14 protein-coding genes are annotated in these 16,551 nt (G+C 43.2%); 9 read left to right on the top strand and 5 right to left on the bottom strand.

Going from position 1 to position 16,551, the window contains the following annotated elements:
- The first annotated feature begins 251 nt into the window (after positions 1–251).
- Entirely contained in the window at positions 252–527 is a 276-nt protein-coding gene (locus tag C5O19_RS24565) for a type II toxin-antitoxin system HigB family toxin (protein ID WP_104716017.1), read from the top strand.
- Between the two features lie 106 nt (positions 528–633).
- Positions 634–792, top strand: coding sequence for a hypothetical protein (locus C5O19_RS26120; RefSeq protein WP_165796117.1), 159 nt, complete (start codon positions 634–636; stop codon positions 790–792).
- 205 nt (positions 793–997) lie between these two features.
- Here C5O19_RS26120 and C5O19_RS24560 read toward each other — a convergent pair whose 3' ends face one another.
- A complete protein-coding gene (locus C5O19_RS24560) occupies positions 998–1,414 on the bottom strand; it encodes a winged helix-turn-helix transcriptional regulator (protein WP_104716016.1) in 417 nt (138 codons plus the stop codon).
- A 101-nt stretch (positions 1,415–1,515) separates the two neighbouring features.
- On the opposite strand from C5O19_RS24560, the gene C5O19_RS24555 reads away from it, so the two are divergent.
- Positions 1,516–2,379: an SDR family oxidoreductase gene (locus C5O19_RS24555; RefSeq protein ID WP_104716015.1), complete on the top strand. Its 864-nt coding sequence runs from the start codon at positions 1,516–1,518 to the stop codon at positions 2,377–2,379.
- A 1,251-nt stretch (positions 2,380–3,630) separates the two neighbouring features.
- On the opposite strand, the gene C5O19_RS24550 is transcribed toward C5O19_RS24555, so the two are convergent.
- The 3 genes from C5O19_RS24550 to C5O19_RS24540 all read right to left on the bottom strand — a co-directional run bounded on the left by C5O19_RS24550 (position 3,631) and on the right by C5O19_RS24540 (position 6,997).
- Positions 3,631–4,356 (bottom strand): DJ-1/PfpI family protein, encoded by a 726-nt coding sequence (locus tag C5O19_RS24550; RefSeq protein ID WP_243406504.1) that lies wholly within the window; start codon positions 4,354–4,356, stop codon positions 3,631–3,633.
- A 16-nt stretch (positions 4,357–4,372) separates the two neighbouring features.
- Positions 4,373–5,329 (bottom strand): GlxA family transcriptional regulator, encoded by a 957-nt coding sequence (locus C5O19_RS24545; protein ID WP_104716014.1) that lies wholly within the window; start codon positions 5,327–5,329, stop codon positions 4,373–4,375.
- A 711-nt stretch (positions 5,330–6,040) separates the two neighbouring features.
- A complete protein-coding gene (locus tag C5O19_RS24540; protein ID WP_104716013.1) occupies positions 6,041–6,997 on the bottom strand; it encodes a replication initiation protein in 957 nt (318 codons plus the stop codon).
- A gap of 2,606 nt (positions 6,998–9,603) precedes the next feature.
- On the opposite strand from C5O19_RS24540, the gene parA reads away from it, so the two are divergent.
- Together parA and C5O19_RS24530 are read left to right on the top strand one after the other, a co-directional pair.
- The gene (parA, locus tag C5O19_RS24535) at positions 9,604–10,251 is read left to right on the top strand and encodes a ParA family partition ATPase (RefSeq protein ID WP_104716012.1); all 648 of its coding nucleotides are present in this window, start codon (positions 9,604–9,606) and stop codon (positions 10,249–10,251) included.
- A gap of 4 nt (positions 10,252–10,255) precedes the next feature.
- Positions 10,256–10,510, top strand: coding sequence for a hypothetical protein (locus C5O19_RS24530; protein WP_104716011.1), 255 nt, complete (start codon positions 10,256–10,258; stop codon positions 10,508–10,510).
- A 1,870-nt stretch (positions 10,511–12,380) separates the two neighbouring features.
- Here the strand turns inward: C5O19_RS24530 and C5O19_RS25895 are convergent.
- Positions 12,381–12,647: a hypothetical protein gene (locus C5O19_RS25895; RefSeq protein ID WP_133163450.1), complete on the bottom strand. Its 267-nt coding sequence runs from the start codon at positions 12,645–12,647 to the stop codon at positions 12,381–12,383.
- Between the two features lie 128 nt (positions 12,648–12,775).
- Here C5O19_RS25895 and C5O19_RS24515 point away from each other — a divergent pair, with 128 nt between their 5' ends.
- The 4 genes from C5O19_RS24515 (at position 12,776) to C5O19_RS24500 (ending at position 16,412) form a co-directional block, all read left to right on the top strand.
- Positions 12,776–13,879, top strand: coding sequence for a hypothetical protein (locus C5O19_RS24515; protein ID WP_104716008.1), 1,104 nt, complete (start codon positions 12,776–12,778; stop codon positions 13,877–13,879).
- Positions 13,880–13,959: 80 nt separating this feature from the next.
- Positions 13,960–14,145 carry a hypothetical protein gene (locus C5O19_RS24510; protein WP_104716007.1) on the top strand — a complete coding sequence of 62 codons (186 nt, stop codon included), beginning with the start codon at positions 13,960–13,962 and terminating at the stop codon, positions 14,143–14,145.
- Between the two features lie 239 nt (positions 14,146–14,384).
- Positions 14,385–15,254, top strand: coding sequence for a toprim domain-containing protein (locus C5O19_RS24505; RefSeq protein ID WP_104716006.1), 870 nt, complete (start codon positions 14,385–14,387; stop codon positions 15,252–15,254).
- A 717-nt stretch (positions 15,255–15,971) separates the two neighbouring features.
- Positions 15,972–16,412: a hypothetical protein gene (locus C5O19_RS24500; RefSeq protein WP_104716005.1), complete on the top strand. Its 441-nt coding sequence runs from the start codon at positions 15,972–15,974 to the stop codon at positions 16,410–16,412.
- Positions 16,413–16,551: the final 139 nt, after the last annotated feature.

Raw genomic sequence — 16,551 nt, 5'->3', positions numbered from 1 at the left:
CTAAAAGTGACATTCTAAGAACGTACGTTTATAAAACGTTATATGACTTACTTGTATAGGGTTTTGCTATTATTTTCGTATTGCATAAAATTTACTTATGATATATGGAAAGTTTATAAAATGTAGAGGCTCGTTTTTATACTAAGGAAAATTTATAGAGACTCTATGTTCTTCTGCGAAATGTCGTGCAGTTATTAATTAATAGACTCATGAAAGTTTCATCTTTCGAATTTTTAAAAAGATGAAATTTTATGGGTGTTGTTTCTAAAACGATTGTGCTTGACTTCTCCTGGCGTCACCTCAGTGCATTGGAACCCCTCAACCAAGCAGGCAGATGGAAGAACTTTTCTGAGATGCGGCAAACCTTTAACAGCGTAGATGCCGTGGGCAATGATCGGTATGTATTTAATAGCAAGGGTAATCGTTTTCGGCTGGTAGCCATGATCCATTTTGATATACGTACCCTTTACATCCGGTTTGTAGGTACGTACGCTGACTATGATCAAATTAACTATTCGACTGTTTAACGTTTATGACCCTGATTGATAAAGTGAGAAACCAGGCTCAATACGAAAAGGTCATGGCTCTCATCGAGAGCTATCTTCAGAAAGCTACCCAGGCGGGGGATTCCACATGCTTACCACTATTGAAAATCAGGAGTTGAAAGAGCTTACCTTACTAGCTGAACGATACGAAGATGACAGGCTGCAAGTCATGCCTATACCCGTAAGCGTTCCGGCCGTAGGGCAACAAAAAAATCAGCAGCAGGGCATGACCAGCAAACAGACCTAGTGATCAGTAGTAGGTTCACGAGTGTCGTAGCTACTCCCCTATTAATTACAGCCTGCGAAGGTGTCGAATTAGAAATTCAATCCTAATCCAGTCATCTCAAGAAAGCGTTATCCTTAGGCTATTTTAAAACCTCAGGAAAACGGGTTTGAAATGGCACCGCTTTCAATTCTATTGCTTTGCGTGCGTAAGGACGAACGGCTGTTGTTTAGGCAAGAGCCTTTTCGCGGGCGAGCCGTTGGTACTTTTCAATGGCCGCATCTTGCCCAGTCTGAAGTTCTTCCAGCAAGGCAGGGTCGACGATGGTCGGGCAATGTTTGGTTCCCCATACAATGAGTGTTGCAAGAATGGGGACGGTATCAATGCCTTTCTCTGTTAGGCGGTAGGTGAATTTCGATTTCTTATCGGAGGCTACAGCTTTGGTTAAGAGGCCGTGCGACTCCAAGATCGCCAGCCGGTCGGCCAGAATATTCGTTGCTATTTTTTCCGCTGATTGCAAAAATTGCCCGTAAGTAGACTTCCCCCCAAACACCATATCCCGGAGAATGAGCAAAGTCCATTTGTCCCCCAGCACATCAAGCGATGTACTGACGGGACAAGTAGATCGCTGTTTTAGCTCTTTCATGAAAGCAATGTATTTTTTTACTTGCAAATAGCAAGTAATTTATTTTACCTTTGAACTTGCAAATAGCAAGTAAATATACACGGATTTTATTTCTTTCTAACATGATTCTAGTCACGGGAGCCACCGGTGGGTTAGGCCACCAAACCATCGATTTTTTACTTACGACCACTCCGGCCGCAGAAATTGCCGCCTTGGTACGCGATGTCAATAAAGCCACGGACCTTGTAGATCGGGGCGTACACGTCCGGCAAGCCGACTACTTCGATTATCCTGCACTGGTACAAGCCTTTCAGGACGTTGATAAGGTATTACTGGTTTCCGCCGTGGCATTTACCGACCGGGTACGCCAGCACCGGAATGTCATTGATGCCGCTAAAGAAGCTGGCGTCAAACACCTTTTTTATACGAGTATTCAACGTAGCACAAATTTTGTGCTGCAAGAGGTCACTGAAAGCGATCTGGCCACAGAAGCCTACCTCAAAGCGTCCGGACTCGTATATACCATTCTCAAAAACGGTTACTACTTTGAAGGCCTTGAGTATCTGATCGGCAGCGAGGTGCCAGACACCGAGATACGTTTTGCGGCGGGAGAAGGCAAGATCGCTTTCGTCAAGCGGACCGAACTAGCCGCCGCTACGGCCGCCCTACTGACTAGCGGAGGGCATGAAAACCAGGAGTATACCCTGGCTGGCAGCGAAGCCTATTCATTTCATGACATCGCCCGGGAATTGTCAGCGTTAGCGGGCCGATCCATTACCTATAAGAACATTGAGCTGGAGACCTACATCGCCCAGAAAGTCGCCGCCGGCTTCCCCGAAGTTGTCGCCAACTTTCTGGCCCAGTGGGGTGCCGCTACCCAACACGGTATGCTTGCCGGAACTGACGATACCGTCGAGCGTTTGTTAGGCCATAAGCCAACTTCGCTGCGGGAGTACCTGAAATCGACTTATTTCCCAGGTACCTGACACTTGTAGCGGGCGGCGTCCATACGTCGTAGATCCATTCATTCAGGCCGGGCAAGTGAACCCCAGAAAAGCTTACTTGCTTAAAACGTAGCGATCCTCAGCTGTTCTCCGCTTTCTCAGAAGTGAGTTGGCTGCTGCCTCAAAATCGTTACTCGCCCCAAACACAACTCTTCTGTTACTACGGGCGGATCTTGTGTAAGGATAGCAGCGTCCAAGTGGTCAAGAACGTTACTACTTGCACGCTGCTATCATAGGCTTTCAACTCCTGATGATGGTTGTCCTTGCCCCTTAGAAAGCTCATTTTCATTACTACAAGAGCCATAAACTTTTGACGTATTAAAAAATATACAATCATATGCTACTTACATGGCCTATTAGCCTTGTCTAAATAAAATATGTTGATTTTTATTATTATGACGAAATAAAAACGTTATAATAATTAATAAATACTTTACCTCTAATTATATCCTTTAAGGAGACCATTCTTTGTCAAGAACCTATTTTATTCTTGGTAAAGAAAATATCAAAACTATGACTAAATCTTTAGAATCCCTTTTCACGGAAGAAATCTGCAACACATCTATACTAACATTTGCTCAAATCAAAAGTATCAGTATTTCCACTTGGGAATGATGGTACAAAAGAGTGACGCTAGGGTCCTCCTACAACAGGTTTGTGTTTCTTAAACCCTCGGCAGCCATAGTTTGAGCTTGGTAATCTATATGCCTCTCCCCTTTTCTCCCCTACATCTATACGGAAAGCCAACGCTTAGAAGTCAGGATCGTATTTGGAATACCATGCTTCTAAACGTATACCTTCTTTTTTGATTTGGTTGTAAACATTGCAATCAAGTTGGTATCTGACAAACGTCTGAAAACATCTATAAGCTTCGCAGAATGGCGTGAATTGAAAGTCAAAATTGAAATGCTGAAGTTTTGGCAATCGATTAACTTACGTTATAATGATTGTAGTAGTCAATCCTGCCGTTGCCATCATAGGCAGAGCCCACCTTGCTATTCCCATAATGTGGATCCGTTCATAACTACTATCGATAGTAGCGATTTGCCCTTTACTTAAGACGGTATTCTTCCCAATGGACTTTTGAAGAAGCCATTAACCAGTAGAAATAGAATAGCTGAATGTCAAGAGTGACAAGGTCTAGACTCAGGAAATCCCACTAAATCAATCTAAAGTTCTACTGTTAATCCTTTTGTTCTAACGACCCTACCCTACATTTCTAGGTAATCACCTTTACTTGTGCTCCACCACTAGACCTTCCTCAGGCTTCCACTTATCATACTCCATATAGCGAGCGGTCTGTTGGGCGATACCCAGTCCCTTTAATTTGGATACGACGTGTAGGGCACCATCAATACCTGCCGAAACACCCGCCGTTGTGATAATTTGACCGTTGTCTACAAAGCGAGTATTAGCTAGTATTTCGGCTTTGGGAGTTGCTCGTTGCAGGGGTTCAATGTAAGAATGAAAGGTAGTCGCCTGCTTTCCATCCAGCAGTCCTGCTTTGGCCAATAGCCCGGCACCGGTACAAACCGACAACAGGACTTCAGCTTGAGTAGCCGATTGTTTGATCCAGTCAATGAGTAATTTATTCTTGATGAAGGGTCCTGTATCTCCTCCTGGTAAAACTACAATATCAGGCTTTGGACAATCGGTTAAACTATACGATGGCGTTATTTTAATGAATCCCTGACTAATGATTGGTTCTTTGGTAAGCGAGACCGTATACACATTAAATCCCTCCGTAGAGGCAAAGACTTCACTAGGACCGGCAAAATCTAGAATTTCAACACCATTGTGAATTAAAATGGCAACATTCCTCTTTTTTGACTGCTTCGAATTTTCCGTTAGGGAATCGGCTTCTTTCGCATTTGCTTGCTGAGCCCAAAGGGAGTTACTTGCCATAATCAGCCAGCCGGCAATGAATACGCAAAAACGGTAATCAAGAACAACGTTCATACTTTTATGAATTAAGTTAGTATACATGATTGGGTGCTTTTTTTGATTCAGTCTTCTGCCAGATCCGGCGTAACTGGCGGGCATCCCGAAAGCCACACTGCTGGGCAATGGCTTCCATCGTCATACCCGGATTGTGCTGTAGTGTACGAGCTTTTTCCAGCCGGAGCTGCGTTGTATAGTCATGAATGGATATTCCCGTTTCCTTTCGAAAGGCCCGGGTCAGGTTGCGGGTACTCATACCGGCCACCTCAGCCAGTGTCTCTAACGTAGCCTTGGTTTTCAAATTAGCAATCAGCCAGTCCTGCAGCTGGTGAACGGCCACATTCATATGATTGCGGTAATCGAGGTAAATGCTTTTCTGGGAATGATGGGGGCCGCGACGAACATAGACAACCAACTCACGGGCTACCTTCGCTGCGAAAACAGGACCTTGCCGCTCTTCCAAAATTGCCAGTGCCAGGTCTATTCCGGCGGTTACTCCTGCACTGGTATAGATACTACTGTCCTGAACAAACAAGCGATCGTGCTGGGTAACGATTCGTGGATAGATTGCCTGCATCTCTTCAACCCGCTTCCAGTGGGTAGTACATTTTCGGCCATCCAATAGGCCCGTCTGAGCTATTAAAAACGCACCCGTACAAACCGAACACAGCGTGACACCTTGACGGTGTCTTTCCCGCAGCCAGGCCATAAACGCGTGTTCCGCTTTAAATTCAGCTGACCGGATATAAGCCATATCCATGCCTGGTATAAAGATCAAATCCCCGGGTTGAGTCTGTAGTTGAGTGAAAGGTTCTACAGGCCCCAGAGCCAGTCCCGCTGAACTGACCAGTTGGTTTTGAAACGAACAATACCGTAACTGATAGGAAGCACCGTATTCAACAGCTTCGTAAAAGACCTGAACGGGTCCGGTTAGATCCAGGACGTGTACCGAAGGAGGAATAACAAAAATGACCTGTTGTGTAGTCGACATACTTTGCCTGAATCAGGCCTTAAAGGTAGGTGATACTCATCGTTCACTTCGGCCAAACGCCGGACATTTAAGGCCAAAAGTGAAGGCCCCGACGTTCACTGCGGTGCGTACATTTTAACGAAACCGATTTATTTGAGCAACATCTCTCTGGTGTGTAATAACCTTACCATTTTGAATATCTATCCCCTTCTTACGATTCACCTTCTCAATCCATTTTGCTTGTTTTCCCAGCCACAGAGAATGTGCTCGTATTTGTATTCGTTTTTAAGCTGTTAACAGGTGGACTCTATTCATGAACCTTTCTTACGCCAGGTTGAAAGTCTTTTGGGAATAATCAGTAGGGACATTGAACACCTGCAGAACTACAGGCATGCATACAACTAGGCTTTTATTATTGTCTTGATCTTATCAAATTTTAATTTGCAAATACTACAATACGTAAGTAAGTAAAGGCTTATTTCCTTACTTACGTATTTACTTAAATACACATGTAAGGAAATAATCGGGAGTTGCTGATAGTGCTCATGATGGATTGAATAGCAAATACTTACGACCTCAGTAGTGTGAACAGGGTTACCGCCTAAGAAAGGCCCTTATTTATCCTCTTTTAGCCCTGACAAGGCCGTGCCGCCAAATGTAGATTACGGCTGTTTCGAGGATAAGCCCTATCAAATTGGGATACAAATGGAAAGGCTGACCTTTTCCGGCAGATCAGCTTAGTTTGTCGAGCCCTAAGCTCTTGGCCAGGTACTTAGTTCGATTCTTAGGTCCTTTGCCTTTGGTCGTCTTATCTTCGATGATGAGATCAATACGAATCAGCTCGCTGATGCGTTCCTGACTCGCCAGTATCCACTGAATCTGTTTTTCGCTTAGCGTATACTTTTCACAAGCCGCTCTGACTTTACTGGCTACCTGAATGTCGCCTAATGAGGAAACGTAGTCAATCGTTTTACTCGTTTCTTCAGCCAGTAATTCTCTTTCCAGCCCTTCTGCTTCCCTGATACTAAATTTCAGGGCCACAATCTTCTTTCGTTCCTTGGCGGCAATTTCCCAGTCGAAATACAGACCGCAGCGTTCCGATAGTTCTTTTTGGGTATACTTTAGAATGCGAGTTTCAAAGTCGGTGAAGCTTTTATAAGCACTTAAATTCAAACCCAGTAACCCTTTTAACCGATCTATTTCAACAAGCCATTCGTTTTTCTTGCGATACATCATCAGCAACTCATACATTCGAATGGCATGAACACTTTTCAGGCTTAGAATGGTTTGTAGGTCCGTAGTGGTGTAGCCGTTGGCCAGTTCCAGAAAGAGTTTGTTACATCGGCTATTGAGTTCCACTGTGATGGTTGAGTGAGCTCCTACTTTGGCTTCATAGTTGGCATAGGTGAAGGGAACAATGTATCCAAAGTAATCTTTGCTTTTGGTGGACTCATCGAAGAATATTTTCCGGGACGTTATTTTGTCGAGAGAGTCTTTAATCCGCACCAGGTTGGTTTCCTTAATATCTGTAGCCGGAAAGGTGACAATTAGTTTGTCATCGACATTCACCCCAAAGCCTTGTCGGTTTTTCAGGTGCAGCAGTGTAATTAGTAGAATGTGCTTTTCTACGGTAGTAAATTCCTGCTTGGTCAGGTTAAGGCTGTTACTAATGTGGATTAAACTTTTCATAGACAGGCACAAACGGTCAAACAATCAGTTAAAAATAATAACTATAACCACAGTAAAAAACTACATGTTGCTTTTTCTTGTGGTTATATATATTCACCTCATGCATTTTGTGGTAATACCTCATGCATTCTGTGGTAATATCCTATTGAAAATCTCATGCATTTTGTGGTAATACCTCATGCATTTTGTGGTAATACCTCATGCATTTTGTGGCAATACGGACTTGTAATTAACTAATTATCAGTAACTTACAATAGTTATCCACACTTGCGCATCAATCAATTAATATAATTACAATTTATTTCAATTAATTGGCCCAGCTCATTTTCGGCCTGCGTCGGCTACGCCGCACGCGATTTTTTTGAAAGGAAAGTGAAATCAACATCAACTAGGTTAGTACTTAAACTAACTATTTAGTTTCAAATAGTCTATTTTTTATTTACCCTAAGTCATACACACCAAACAACTGAAAACCAGATAGTTAAAAATTATAGTATGTTTAATACATGGCTACTTTTCTATTTAGCTGGGCATGTGATCATGCTGTCCTAATTTCCTTTCTTCCCTTACGCCTTTAAATCGAAAAATCTCATGCATTTTGTGGTAATTAACCCGATCTAAACTTCTGACATACAGATAGTTAACTAAGCTCATGCAATGTGTGGTTTTTGCTTCAATCTATGTTTAGAAGGCTGATTATTAGTCAACTATTTATCATAAAAAGCAGGCATAGTTTATCTAAATCAGCAAAATCTCATGCAATCTGTGGTTTTTTGCTCTAGTGACCAGCCGTTAAATATCTGTATATCAGAATATTATCATATTTTGCTTTACGTATTACTTTTGAAAATCTCATGCATTTTGTAGTTATAGTTAAAGCTAGCTACCGCTGATCTTCAATCCCCTCAATCACCACCCTACTTTTGATCAAAACCTCATGCAATTTGTGGTAATACCGTAGTTTAAGAATCACTCTTTACTTCTGTTTCGTTTAGTGTATTAGAATAAATACAATGGAAGCATTCATCAAAAGCTTACTTCACAGAATACGGTACGTGCCTGTCTTCTTTACCAATGGTTTGAGTTATAACCACTTGGAACAGGAGCCATCCAAAGTTCAAGAAGGTAAGGTAGTCATCCTGCCACGCGCAGAGGCGTTGGTTTTGACTTTTATACTTCGCAACGTCATTTAAGTAGATTCCCTACCGACGCTCATCAATTAGCCAGAGGACACTGACTCATTACAGGTGTTAGACTCTACCTGGTGAGATTAATGGATTAAGAAGTCTTTCTGTACAAAAGTTTGGTAAGCTCCGCCGTATCTTCTCAAAGGATTACTAGTATTCGATGCCAAGCCGAAACAACAGCCTAGATCAAGAACCATAGGTTACGCACAACCAAGGTTTCTCACTCGACCGCTCTCTTGAATACTTGCATGTTGTACCCAGTTCTTATCCGTTACTCTTGCTGAACCCGACTTAAATGCATTTAAACCAAGCTCCTATCATCAAATGCCCTGTAGAGCGTCTTTGGTTGAGCACGAGTACACGATTAGTATTGATTCCCTTCTTTCACACAGCTGATCTCTCCCAATCATCAGCTGTGTATTCATCGCGGCCATTTTTGGTAAGCTTCTATACCCTGCTTCATTTCGTATAAAGCTTTTTTCGTAAGAATTGCCCCTAGCTACAAGCTGACCATCACCTGGAGATCATTCCTAATGCTACGATGGAGAAAACTTTAGGAACGTTATAAATACAGTCAGCTTCTTAGCAGACGAATTGATTGTATTGCCTTCTTTCATCTTAAGGTAACCCTATGATTTACCCAGCACGAGTTTCTAGGGATAAGGGGTTCCAGTTTTACCACCGTTACCTCTAACTCACCTTAATAGTACTTATTTACTTAAATACGTACTTAAGTAAATAAGTTTTTACTTAAGTACCTAAATTGCTGAGGTGTAGTTTATTATAATTCAACTTATTATTACAACACCTCTTCCTTTCATCAATACCCGGTGAAATAGATCTACAATTCCCTCGAACTACATCATCTAGCTTTAGACGTTTGGTTACTAACTGTTTAGACCTCGCCAGGCTGCCCAATGAACCTTAAGAAGATTTCAGGCCGTTGGAAGAGAGTCTGAACCAATGCTTACGTTAACAATCAGTTAACCAAAAGGATGCTACTTCACCATCCTGATTTTAGAATTCAACTTTTCATGATTTAAGTACATAAGTAAATACGCGGCTACTGATTTACTTATCAAGTTTAGTAGTTACTTAAAGGTTTGCTCTATTTTAAAATACCTCCTTTCAAAGGGACATGAGCGTTGAAGGCTTCTATTTACCTGGCCATGCAGCTGAAATTTAACTTTCGCCGCTGGAGTTAAGTGAGGTCTTGCTACTAATAATACCAGCCCTCTGGTTCGTTCAGGTACGGTTGAAAGTAAAGGTAACATTCTTAACAGCTGCGACTTAAAATTCTGATCTACAACAAGCGCTTATCCTTATTTGCGTATTTACTTAAATAAGTATATAAGGAGTTAAACAATTAATGATATACGTATTTGAGAAAATACGTATACTTGCGTAAACGTAAGTCAGATGGTCATTTCTATAACAAGCTTAAAGGGAGGAGTAGGTAAATCAACTATTTCTCAGAATCTAGCCGCATGCTTTGCTCATGCCGGCTATAAGGTTTGTATCGTAGACGTCGATACAAATCAGAGTGCGATTCGCTGGTCAGGTCTTAGATCAGAAGAATACCCAGGTATCCCGGTGGTAGGCATGCCAGACGGGATCGAATTGTCTAAGAATGTGAAACACCTGGCGAAAGACTACGAAATCGTCCTAATTGATGGAACGCCTTCCTTAAATAAGGTCACCAGTAAAATTATACTCCTCGCTGACGTATTACTCATTCCCATTCTTCCGAGCGGTCTGGATATCTGGGCAACCGAACAGTTTCTGGAGCGATACCAGGATGCGGTAAACGAAAAGGAAAGTGCAATCCCTGCCTATTTCATTCTTAACCAGTTTCAACCGCAGACCAACTTAGCCAAGGAAGTACGCGAAGTACTAGAGGATACCAGCATTGCCGTATTTAAGACCGCGCTGGGAAATCGCACGGCTTACCGGGAAGCCGTCATTAAGGGAATTGGGGTCATTGAATACAAAGACCCTAAAGCCAAGAATGAGATGGTTGCTTTATATAATGAGTTAATTACGTATATGGAACTTGTAAACGCATAATCCCATGGCTAAAGAATCTGTTGGTTTAAAGAAGACTCTGGGCTTGGCTCCTAAGATTGCCGTTAAATCCTCTACCATTGACGTAGAAAAAACCGAAAAAGAAGTAAAAAACATTCATTCTGAAAAGGTTGAGCTTACCCGTATCAGTGTAGACATGCCCAAAAACCTTTATAAGAAAATGAAGATTAAACTGGCAGGAGAAGATCTATCCATCCGGGATTACGTATTACAACTGATCAATGATGATTTGAGTAAGTAAGTATTTAAATAATTACTTATCTGATAATTTAAGGATATACGTATTTAAGTAAATCATTAAATCCTCAGATAAGACAATCGTTTGAATACGATCAATCCGATACGGCCGTGAAACTGGTTGCATATTCCATACTCCGAGGGAGCCCTTAAGCAACTCAGTAGTTTCACCGGTGAGGTTTATCAAACCTATGATAAAGCTGGATATGAAAAGTAAAACTGGTGCGTGAGCTAAAAGTGCTGACTTAAAGATCACCTCATATTTAGATTCGTAGCCATCAGCTTCCGAACGTAAGGGAGGTATTGCGTTTCATGGTCTGAGCTTTCATACAGAAAGATCAAACAGATTGTATACACATGTACTATAGTCATAGAGAAGGTGTAGAGCCACTGATTCGGCCTACGCTGCTGATGGTAAACCCGGACGGAGGAAAGAAAATATATAACCTGCTTGCGCATTTGCAGCCAAGAGTACCTAGAAACGGTATGCGGGCTTTCTGGTATCGGTTCAAAGCTCAGGTCAGCCGCCGGAGAACAGGCCCTAAGTTCAGCGACCCGTTCCTCTCGGGCGTAGCCCGCGTCACCCTAACGCTTACGGCCTAAATAACGGTCCAGGGAGCTAAAGTAACGGCTCCAGTATATCAGGTCATGGCCAAGCAGCAAACACAGTGCAGTAACTTTTGGTGCGTTCAAAGCTTTCGATAAACAGCCACTATACCCACGTAACTATCGACTTTGGTATGGGTAAAGAAGTAGTGCCGTGTTTCAGTACGAGCAAACAAAAATACCCCCTCATGCGTGTGGACTTGTGTAGGCTTGTTCATCTACGCTTTCATCTGCTGAGCGTTAAAATCGGGTGAGGTTTTATACAACGAAATAAAGGGGTATTGATTTCACTTAAAAGGTCTTCTTGCTCACGAGTGATGGTTTTGGTCTACACGAACAGTGATCCCTATCAAACGTTGGGTTTTAATGCCAGCGCCTGTTTGAAGGTCATGCAAAAGGGAAGAAAGAAAGCATTTGCAGTAGTAATGCTGAAAGGGTGGATACCCGTTAGGGCTTTTGGTTGTATTAGTAAGGCTGCCTGCTTTGATCGCTCAGTATCTGAGCGGTCGATGGCGAACGCCAGGTAAGCTATGCCTTCTCTAAATCCGCCGTGATTTTACTAGTGATACGGGCTGAAGAGCGTTGGTAGGAGGCGATGCAGTATGGGCTTGATGCGAAGAAAGGGAAGGTGAAAGGCGAGTCGTAAGAAAGTCAAAAACGGGTTTACGGGAATGAAACGAACCGGATTTAAGAGAAAACACCGGCGAACGTCACGCAAACAGAATTATGAGGTGCGAAGAAGGCTGAAAGCCGGGGAAAAGTTGTGGGTAGTGAAAGGGAGCGGGCCGGTTACATTCTCAGCCACTAAACCCAACTCAAGAGGAAGCCGAATGATGGGCCTTATTCGTTGATGAAATAGGCTGGCACCTACTTCATCATCCCTGGGTAGGCCTGCTCTGGGGCGGAAAAAGATCCCTCTAGGAATACAGCGTTGGGTAATCCTGGTACTAAATAGGAGGGACTTACGTCAAGCTACTACGCATTGCGTACGATATAATTGGATCTAAAAGGACCAAAGTTTCTGACTTGACGTGCAGATTTAATAGTTTTGATCGAGCTGAGTCCTACAAATAATTTTCTTCTCGGGTTGTTAAAAGTAAGGGCTTCCCTCGTTCCAAAGCTTTAGGAAACTCGGCTTATTTTGATAGGTAAACTATGCATGGCTTTACTGCTCAAAATTCGCTTCTTTAGCTTGAATAGGTTCGACCGCTTTTCAATGAAAGTATACGATGCCTTATCCTATCAAACCGATTACCTACATCGCCTTTTTATGGCAACGCACGGATTCTTTCAAAACGTGCTTCACTAATAAACCATCGTTTGAGCAACACTAGTCCCGCCACTAAAAAGAAACACTTATGGGTAGCCAAGTCAGCGTATTTTTCGAAAATCAATCCGTTGGTAATCCCTACACCACCTGCTTCTTTAACAAAGAGGTGCTGGCTGGGTAGGTTTTGGATAGCTCGTAAAACTAGGTCGGTAGAACTTGGCTCATGGGGAATATCCCCCTTGCCTTCAGGCACATCCAGCCACACGTGAAGAAGGAGTCTTTTACTGATTTGCTAGAAAAACAAGTCCAGTACTGGGTCTTAGTCGGTACGGTATTCTATATATGAGTATATTGCTATGAAGTAAGTCTTTAACGATGTAACTTTAATAAGCTATGTTTTTTATTCATCTTCCCAGCTTTATTCCGCACTTAGGATTCATTGAAAAGATTGAAGAGGGCTTTCCAGATATTGTATACAGAAATGGGCTAATTTATTTTCAAGTGTCTTTTCCTGAACCAACCCTTGACCTGTTTATTAACAATTGGAGATTTGATTTAGTTATTTTGAAAAAACAGAAGGTTTGGGTTAACGATTTTCATTTAAAGACATTATTTACTCAACCTCATAAATTCATTCAAAAAGGTAAAACGGATTTACCTGCCAACATACTGGATGATTTTATTGAATTATTTTTAGCTGGTTATAATAAGGGATTGAAGGGTTTTGAAAAAGAATTAGGAATTACGTATGTAAGTCTTCCCATTGAAGATAAACTTTCTACACTACTCCAATTAGTAGAAGATAATTTACATCATGTTCGGTTTAATGGAAGATCAGACCCTGAATACGTATTTGCACTAGGGTATGTACAGGCGTGCTTGGTGCTTGCCTGTAAGGAATACAATATCTATCGTCCTTTAGTGAAAGAGGAACCTGAAAAAATAATTTCAAAAGATAAGCGTACACAGGGGGGGCAAGCCAATGAACAATCATGCGCTGATCGTGGTCAAGTATATAAAATTCCCCTTTACCATTCTTTGGAGGAGATTCTTACTATTTGGCTTTCTCTACTCGATTTTCATGAATCGGCCTATTTTCGAACGTCGTCTTATTATAAATCAGGGATTGAGATTATTAAAGTGCTTGGTATGATGTTTAAAAACCCATCTTCTGAAAACGAAGCAATTCTACCCGATGTTGCTCCTATACTTCAGCAACTGCCTCCCGGCGATTATAAAAAGTTATTAAACCTTTTAATGCATGTTACCTATCGGCTTAATCAAGCCTCAGCTACAGAAAAGGTTACGCTTGATAAATATGGCGAAGTACTTAAGCGTACCTTTTCATGCTACTCAGATATTGCCGTCGAAAACCTCGTCAAAGATTTTACTAGACATACCAAGCAAACGAGTGAGGCTTTGAGGAAACTCCCTTCAAATACGTACGGTCACAGAGCCTATCAGGCGCTTAAAAAAATTAGAGGATATAGCGTATAAAATGAAACGACGTTTACGCCGTTGTATTCGGCGCGATTTTTCCACATTGCTTTGGCTTATCAATCAAAACAGCTAAAGTCATGAGTACTTCCTTTTTTACCTCACCGACGGAAGTAGCGTTGCTCTTGCTGCTTGCAGCTAACTTGCCGCAGAACCTGCCTGGAGCATCCGTAATCGCTGCCGCCGAAACGGACACGCCTGTGCACTCCAGGCAGGCCGCTCGGCTCATCATGGAGCCGCACACCGTATACGTGGGTGCTTGGTAGGGCAAGAACCTACCCAAGCCTTCGCAAACCAGCGCTCACCGCTAACGCGCTTGCTTACCTAAGGGCTGATAAACTGTACGCCGCATCGTTTAGTCAGCCTCTGCGACTCTCACCTGACAGTGCTGCGCCTTACTCACGTTTGCTGCGCTGCTGATGATCGCTTTAGTATTTGTCTTCAAGTGATTGAATGCTCCTGGGCATCCAATCCTTTGTTGTTCACGCTTCTTACTTCTCCTGTTATGACCTTTCAGCAAGCAAAAGCCCTATCGCTAGTAGGGTTCTTGGAAAAGTACTACGCGGAGCCTACCTACATCCGCGGTCAGAATTACTGGTATGTATCTCCCCTGCGAGCCGAGCGAACTCCTTCTTTTAAGGTGGATAATCGGCTCAATCTCTGGTACGATCATGGCCTAGGCAAAGGAGGCACAATTATTGATCTGGGCTGCCTGCTTTGGAAGTGTAGTCCCCGGGACGTGCTCGAAAAACTAGCGGAAGGTGCTGACTGGCCGGAACGTATTCCCGTTTCTGCCAAAGCGTATGTGAAGCGTCCAGGGCTAGTCATCCAATGCGTTGGGGAGCTGTCTGATGCGCGCCTGTTAGCCTACGCTCAATCAAGAATGATCGCCCCGGCTATGCTGAGGCGGTATTGTCAGCAGATAAGTTATCAACTCAACGGGAAAACCTACCGGGCCATTGGCTTTAAAAACGACCGGGGTGGATATGAGCTGCGAAGTCCGTACTTTAAGGGATCCTCTTCGCCCAAAAGCTATACCCATTTGCAAGGCGGCCATCCCCAGCTCTTAGTGCTGGAAGGCTTTATGGATTTTCTCTCGGTAGTAACTTATTTCCAGCATCTTCCCCTGGATGTTTTAGTGCTAAACTCCCTGGCCTTGCTCGAGAAAGCAAGCCCGGTTCTGGGTTCATATACCCGGGTTATTCTCTTGCTGGATAATGATGCGGCGGGAGAGAAAGCTACCCGGCAAGTACAAGCCAGGCGGGAGGGTATCATCGATGCCCGGGTCTTACTGGGTTCCGCTAAGGATGTCAACGAATGTCTCATGAACCATACGCCCGCTAACGCTACACGTGATGAATCCGTACGGAGATGATCACCGGGGCAGTTTTACTCATCCGCTTTGAAATGAATGAGCTTGTATACTGATGTTGATATGCAAACGATACTGTGTTTCTAGGGCTATCCAGGTATCCCACCAACCGGACTTAGTTGTGGGGCTGCAACAAGCTAATCCGCCGCTTAGCTAGGCCAGCAAGATGCACTTTATCTATCAGGATCTTTATGCCTATGGTCAGTGCTGTGCTGGGACTTCCTCTTTTAGACGACTGGTCCCAGCTCCTGCAAGACCTGAGACCTTATATCCAGGGTCCGTATGCGTTAGCATGCATTGCGCAGCATAAGGGCTGCTATTGAGATAACCGCTGCGCAGGGAAGGCGGTTAGCCGCGGCAGACAAAAAAGTCCTTTTAAGTACAACAAGCGGGAATTCTTTCGGCGGAATGCAACGCAACTACACACACGCGTATACGCGAAGAAGAAGAAAATTTAAAAATTTATTATTCTTCTAAACCTGTTAGGGATAGTTTAGAATAGAGGAAAAAGGGGGTGGGGTGGGAAAACCGAAAAACCGTTTTTTTAAAACCGAATTTTCAGAATTTACGACGTTTCAGGAATGCTTTCGTCCCTTGTATCCGGCGGCAGATCTGAAGTGGTACTTTCAGTTTTTTCAGACCTGGAAGCACGCCACCATCTGCCCATCTGCACGATATTGAATCGCCATCTAGCCAACCATATCCTCAAACTTGAAACGTATGAACACCCAACCCGAAGATCCGAGCGAACAGGCAAGGCTATTGAACCAGGCAGCACTGGATTTAGTACCTGGTCAGTCACTTCCGAAACTAACAGTCGATGAACTTCGAAACGTGATTCGCAAAGCCCGGATCGAAAAACTCAATCAGCTTCACCAGATCATTCCGGTGCCCCGAAACTATCCAGAGTTTCTGGACTCCATCGTTTGCAAAGGAGAGCTAATCCTATCAAGAGAAAATCGAAGCTTCCAGTTGGATTTATTTAACCAGGAAGTTTACCAAAGGCTCGCCGCTTTCTTTTCAGGTGATCAGTCCTACATCCGGCACCAGCTAAATCCCAGCAAGGGTATTCTACTGTTCGGGAATGTAGGTACGGATAAAACGATGCTGATGCGGTTGATGGGGATGAATCCAATGAATCCGTTCAAGGTCGTCGATTAGATTGAGATCTCCCGTCAGTATACGGCTCAGGGAGAAGAAACCATTTCGAAATACACGGCACTCTTACCCGTGACTCGACGCGAATATTATGGGCACGATTACGTGGGCTTATGTATCTATGATATAGGCATTGTATCAA

The organism is Siphonobacter curvatus (assembly GCF_002943425.1).
Taxonomy (GTDB): domain Bacteria; phylum Bacteroidota; class Bacteroidia; order Cytophagales; family Spirosomataceae; genus Siphonobacter; species Siphonobacter curvatus.
This window is presented reverse-complemented; position numbering and strand designations above follow the sequence as displayed.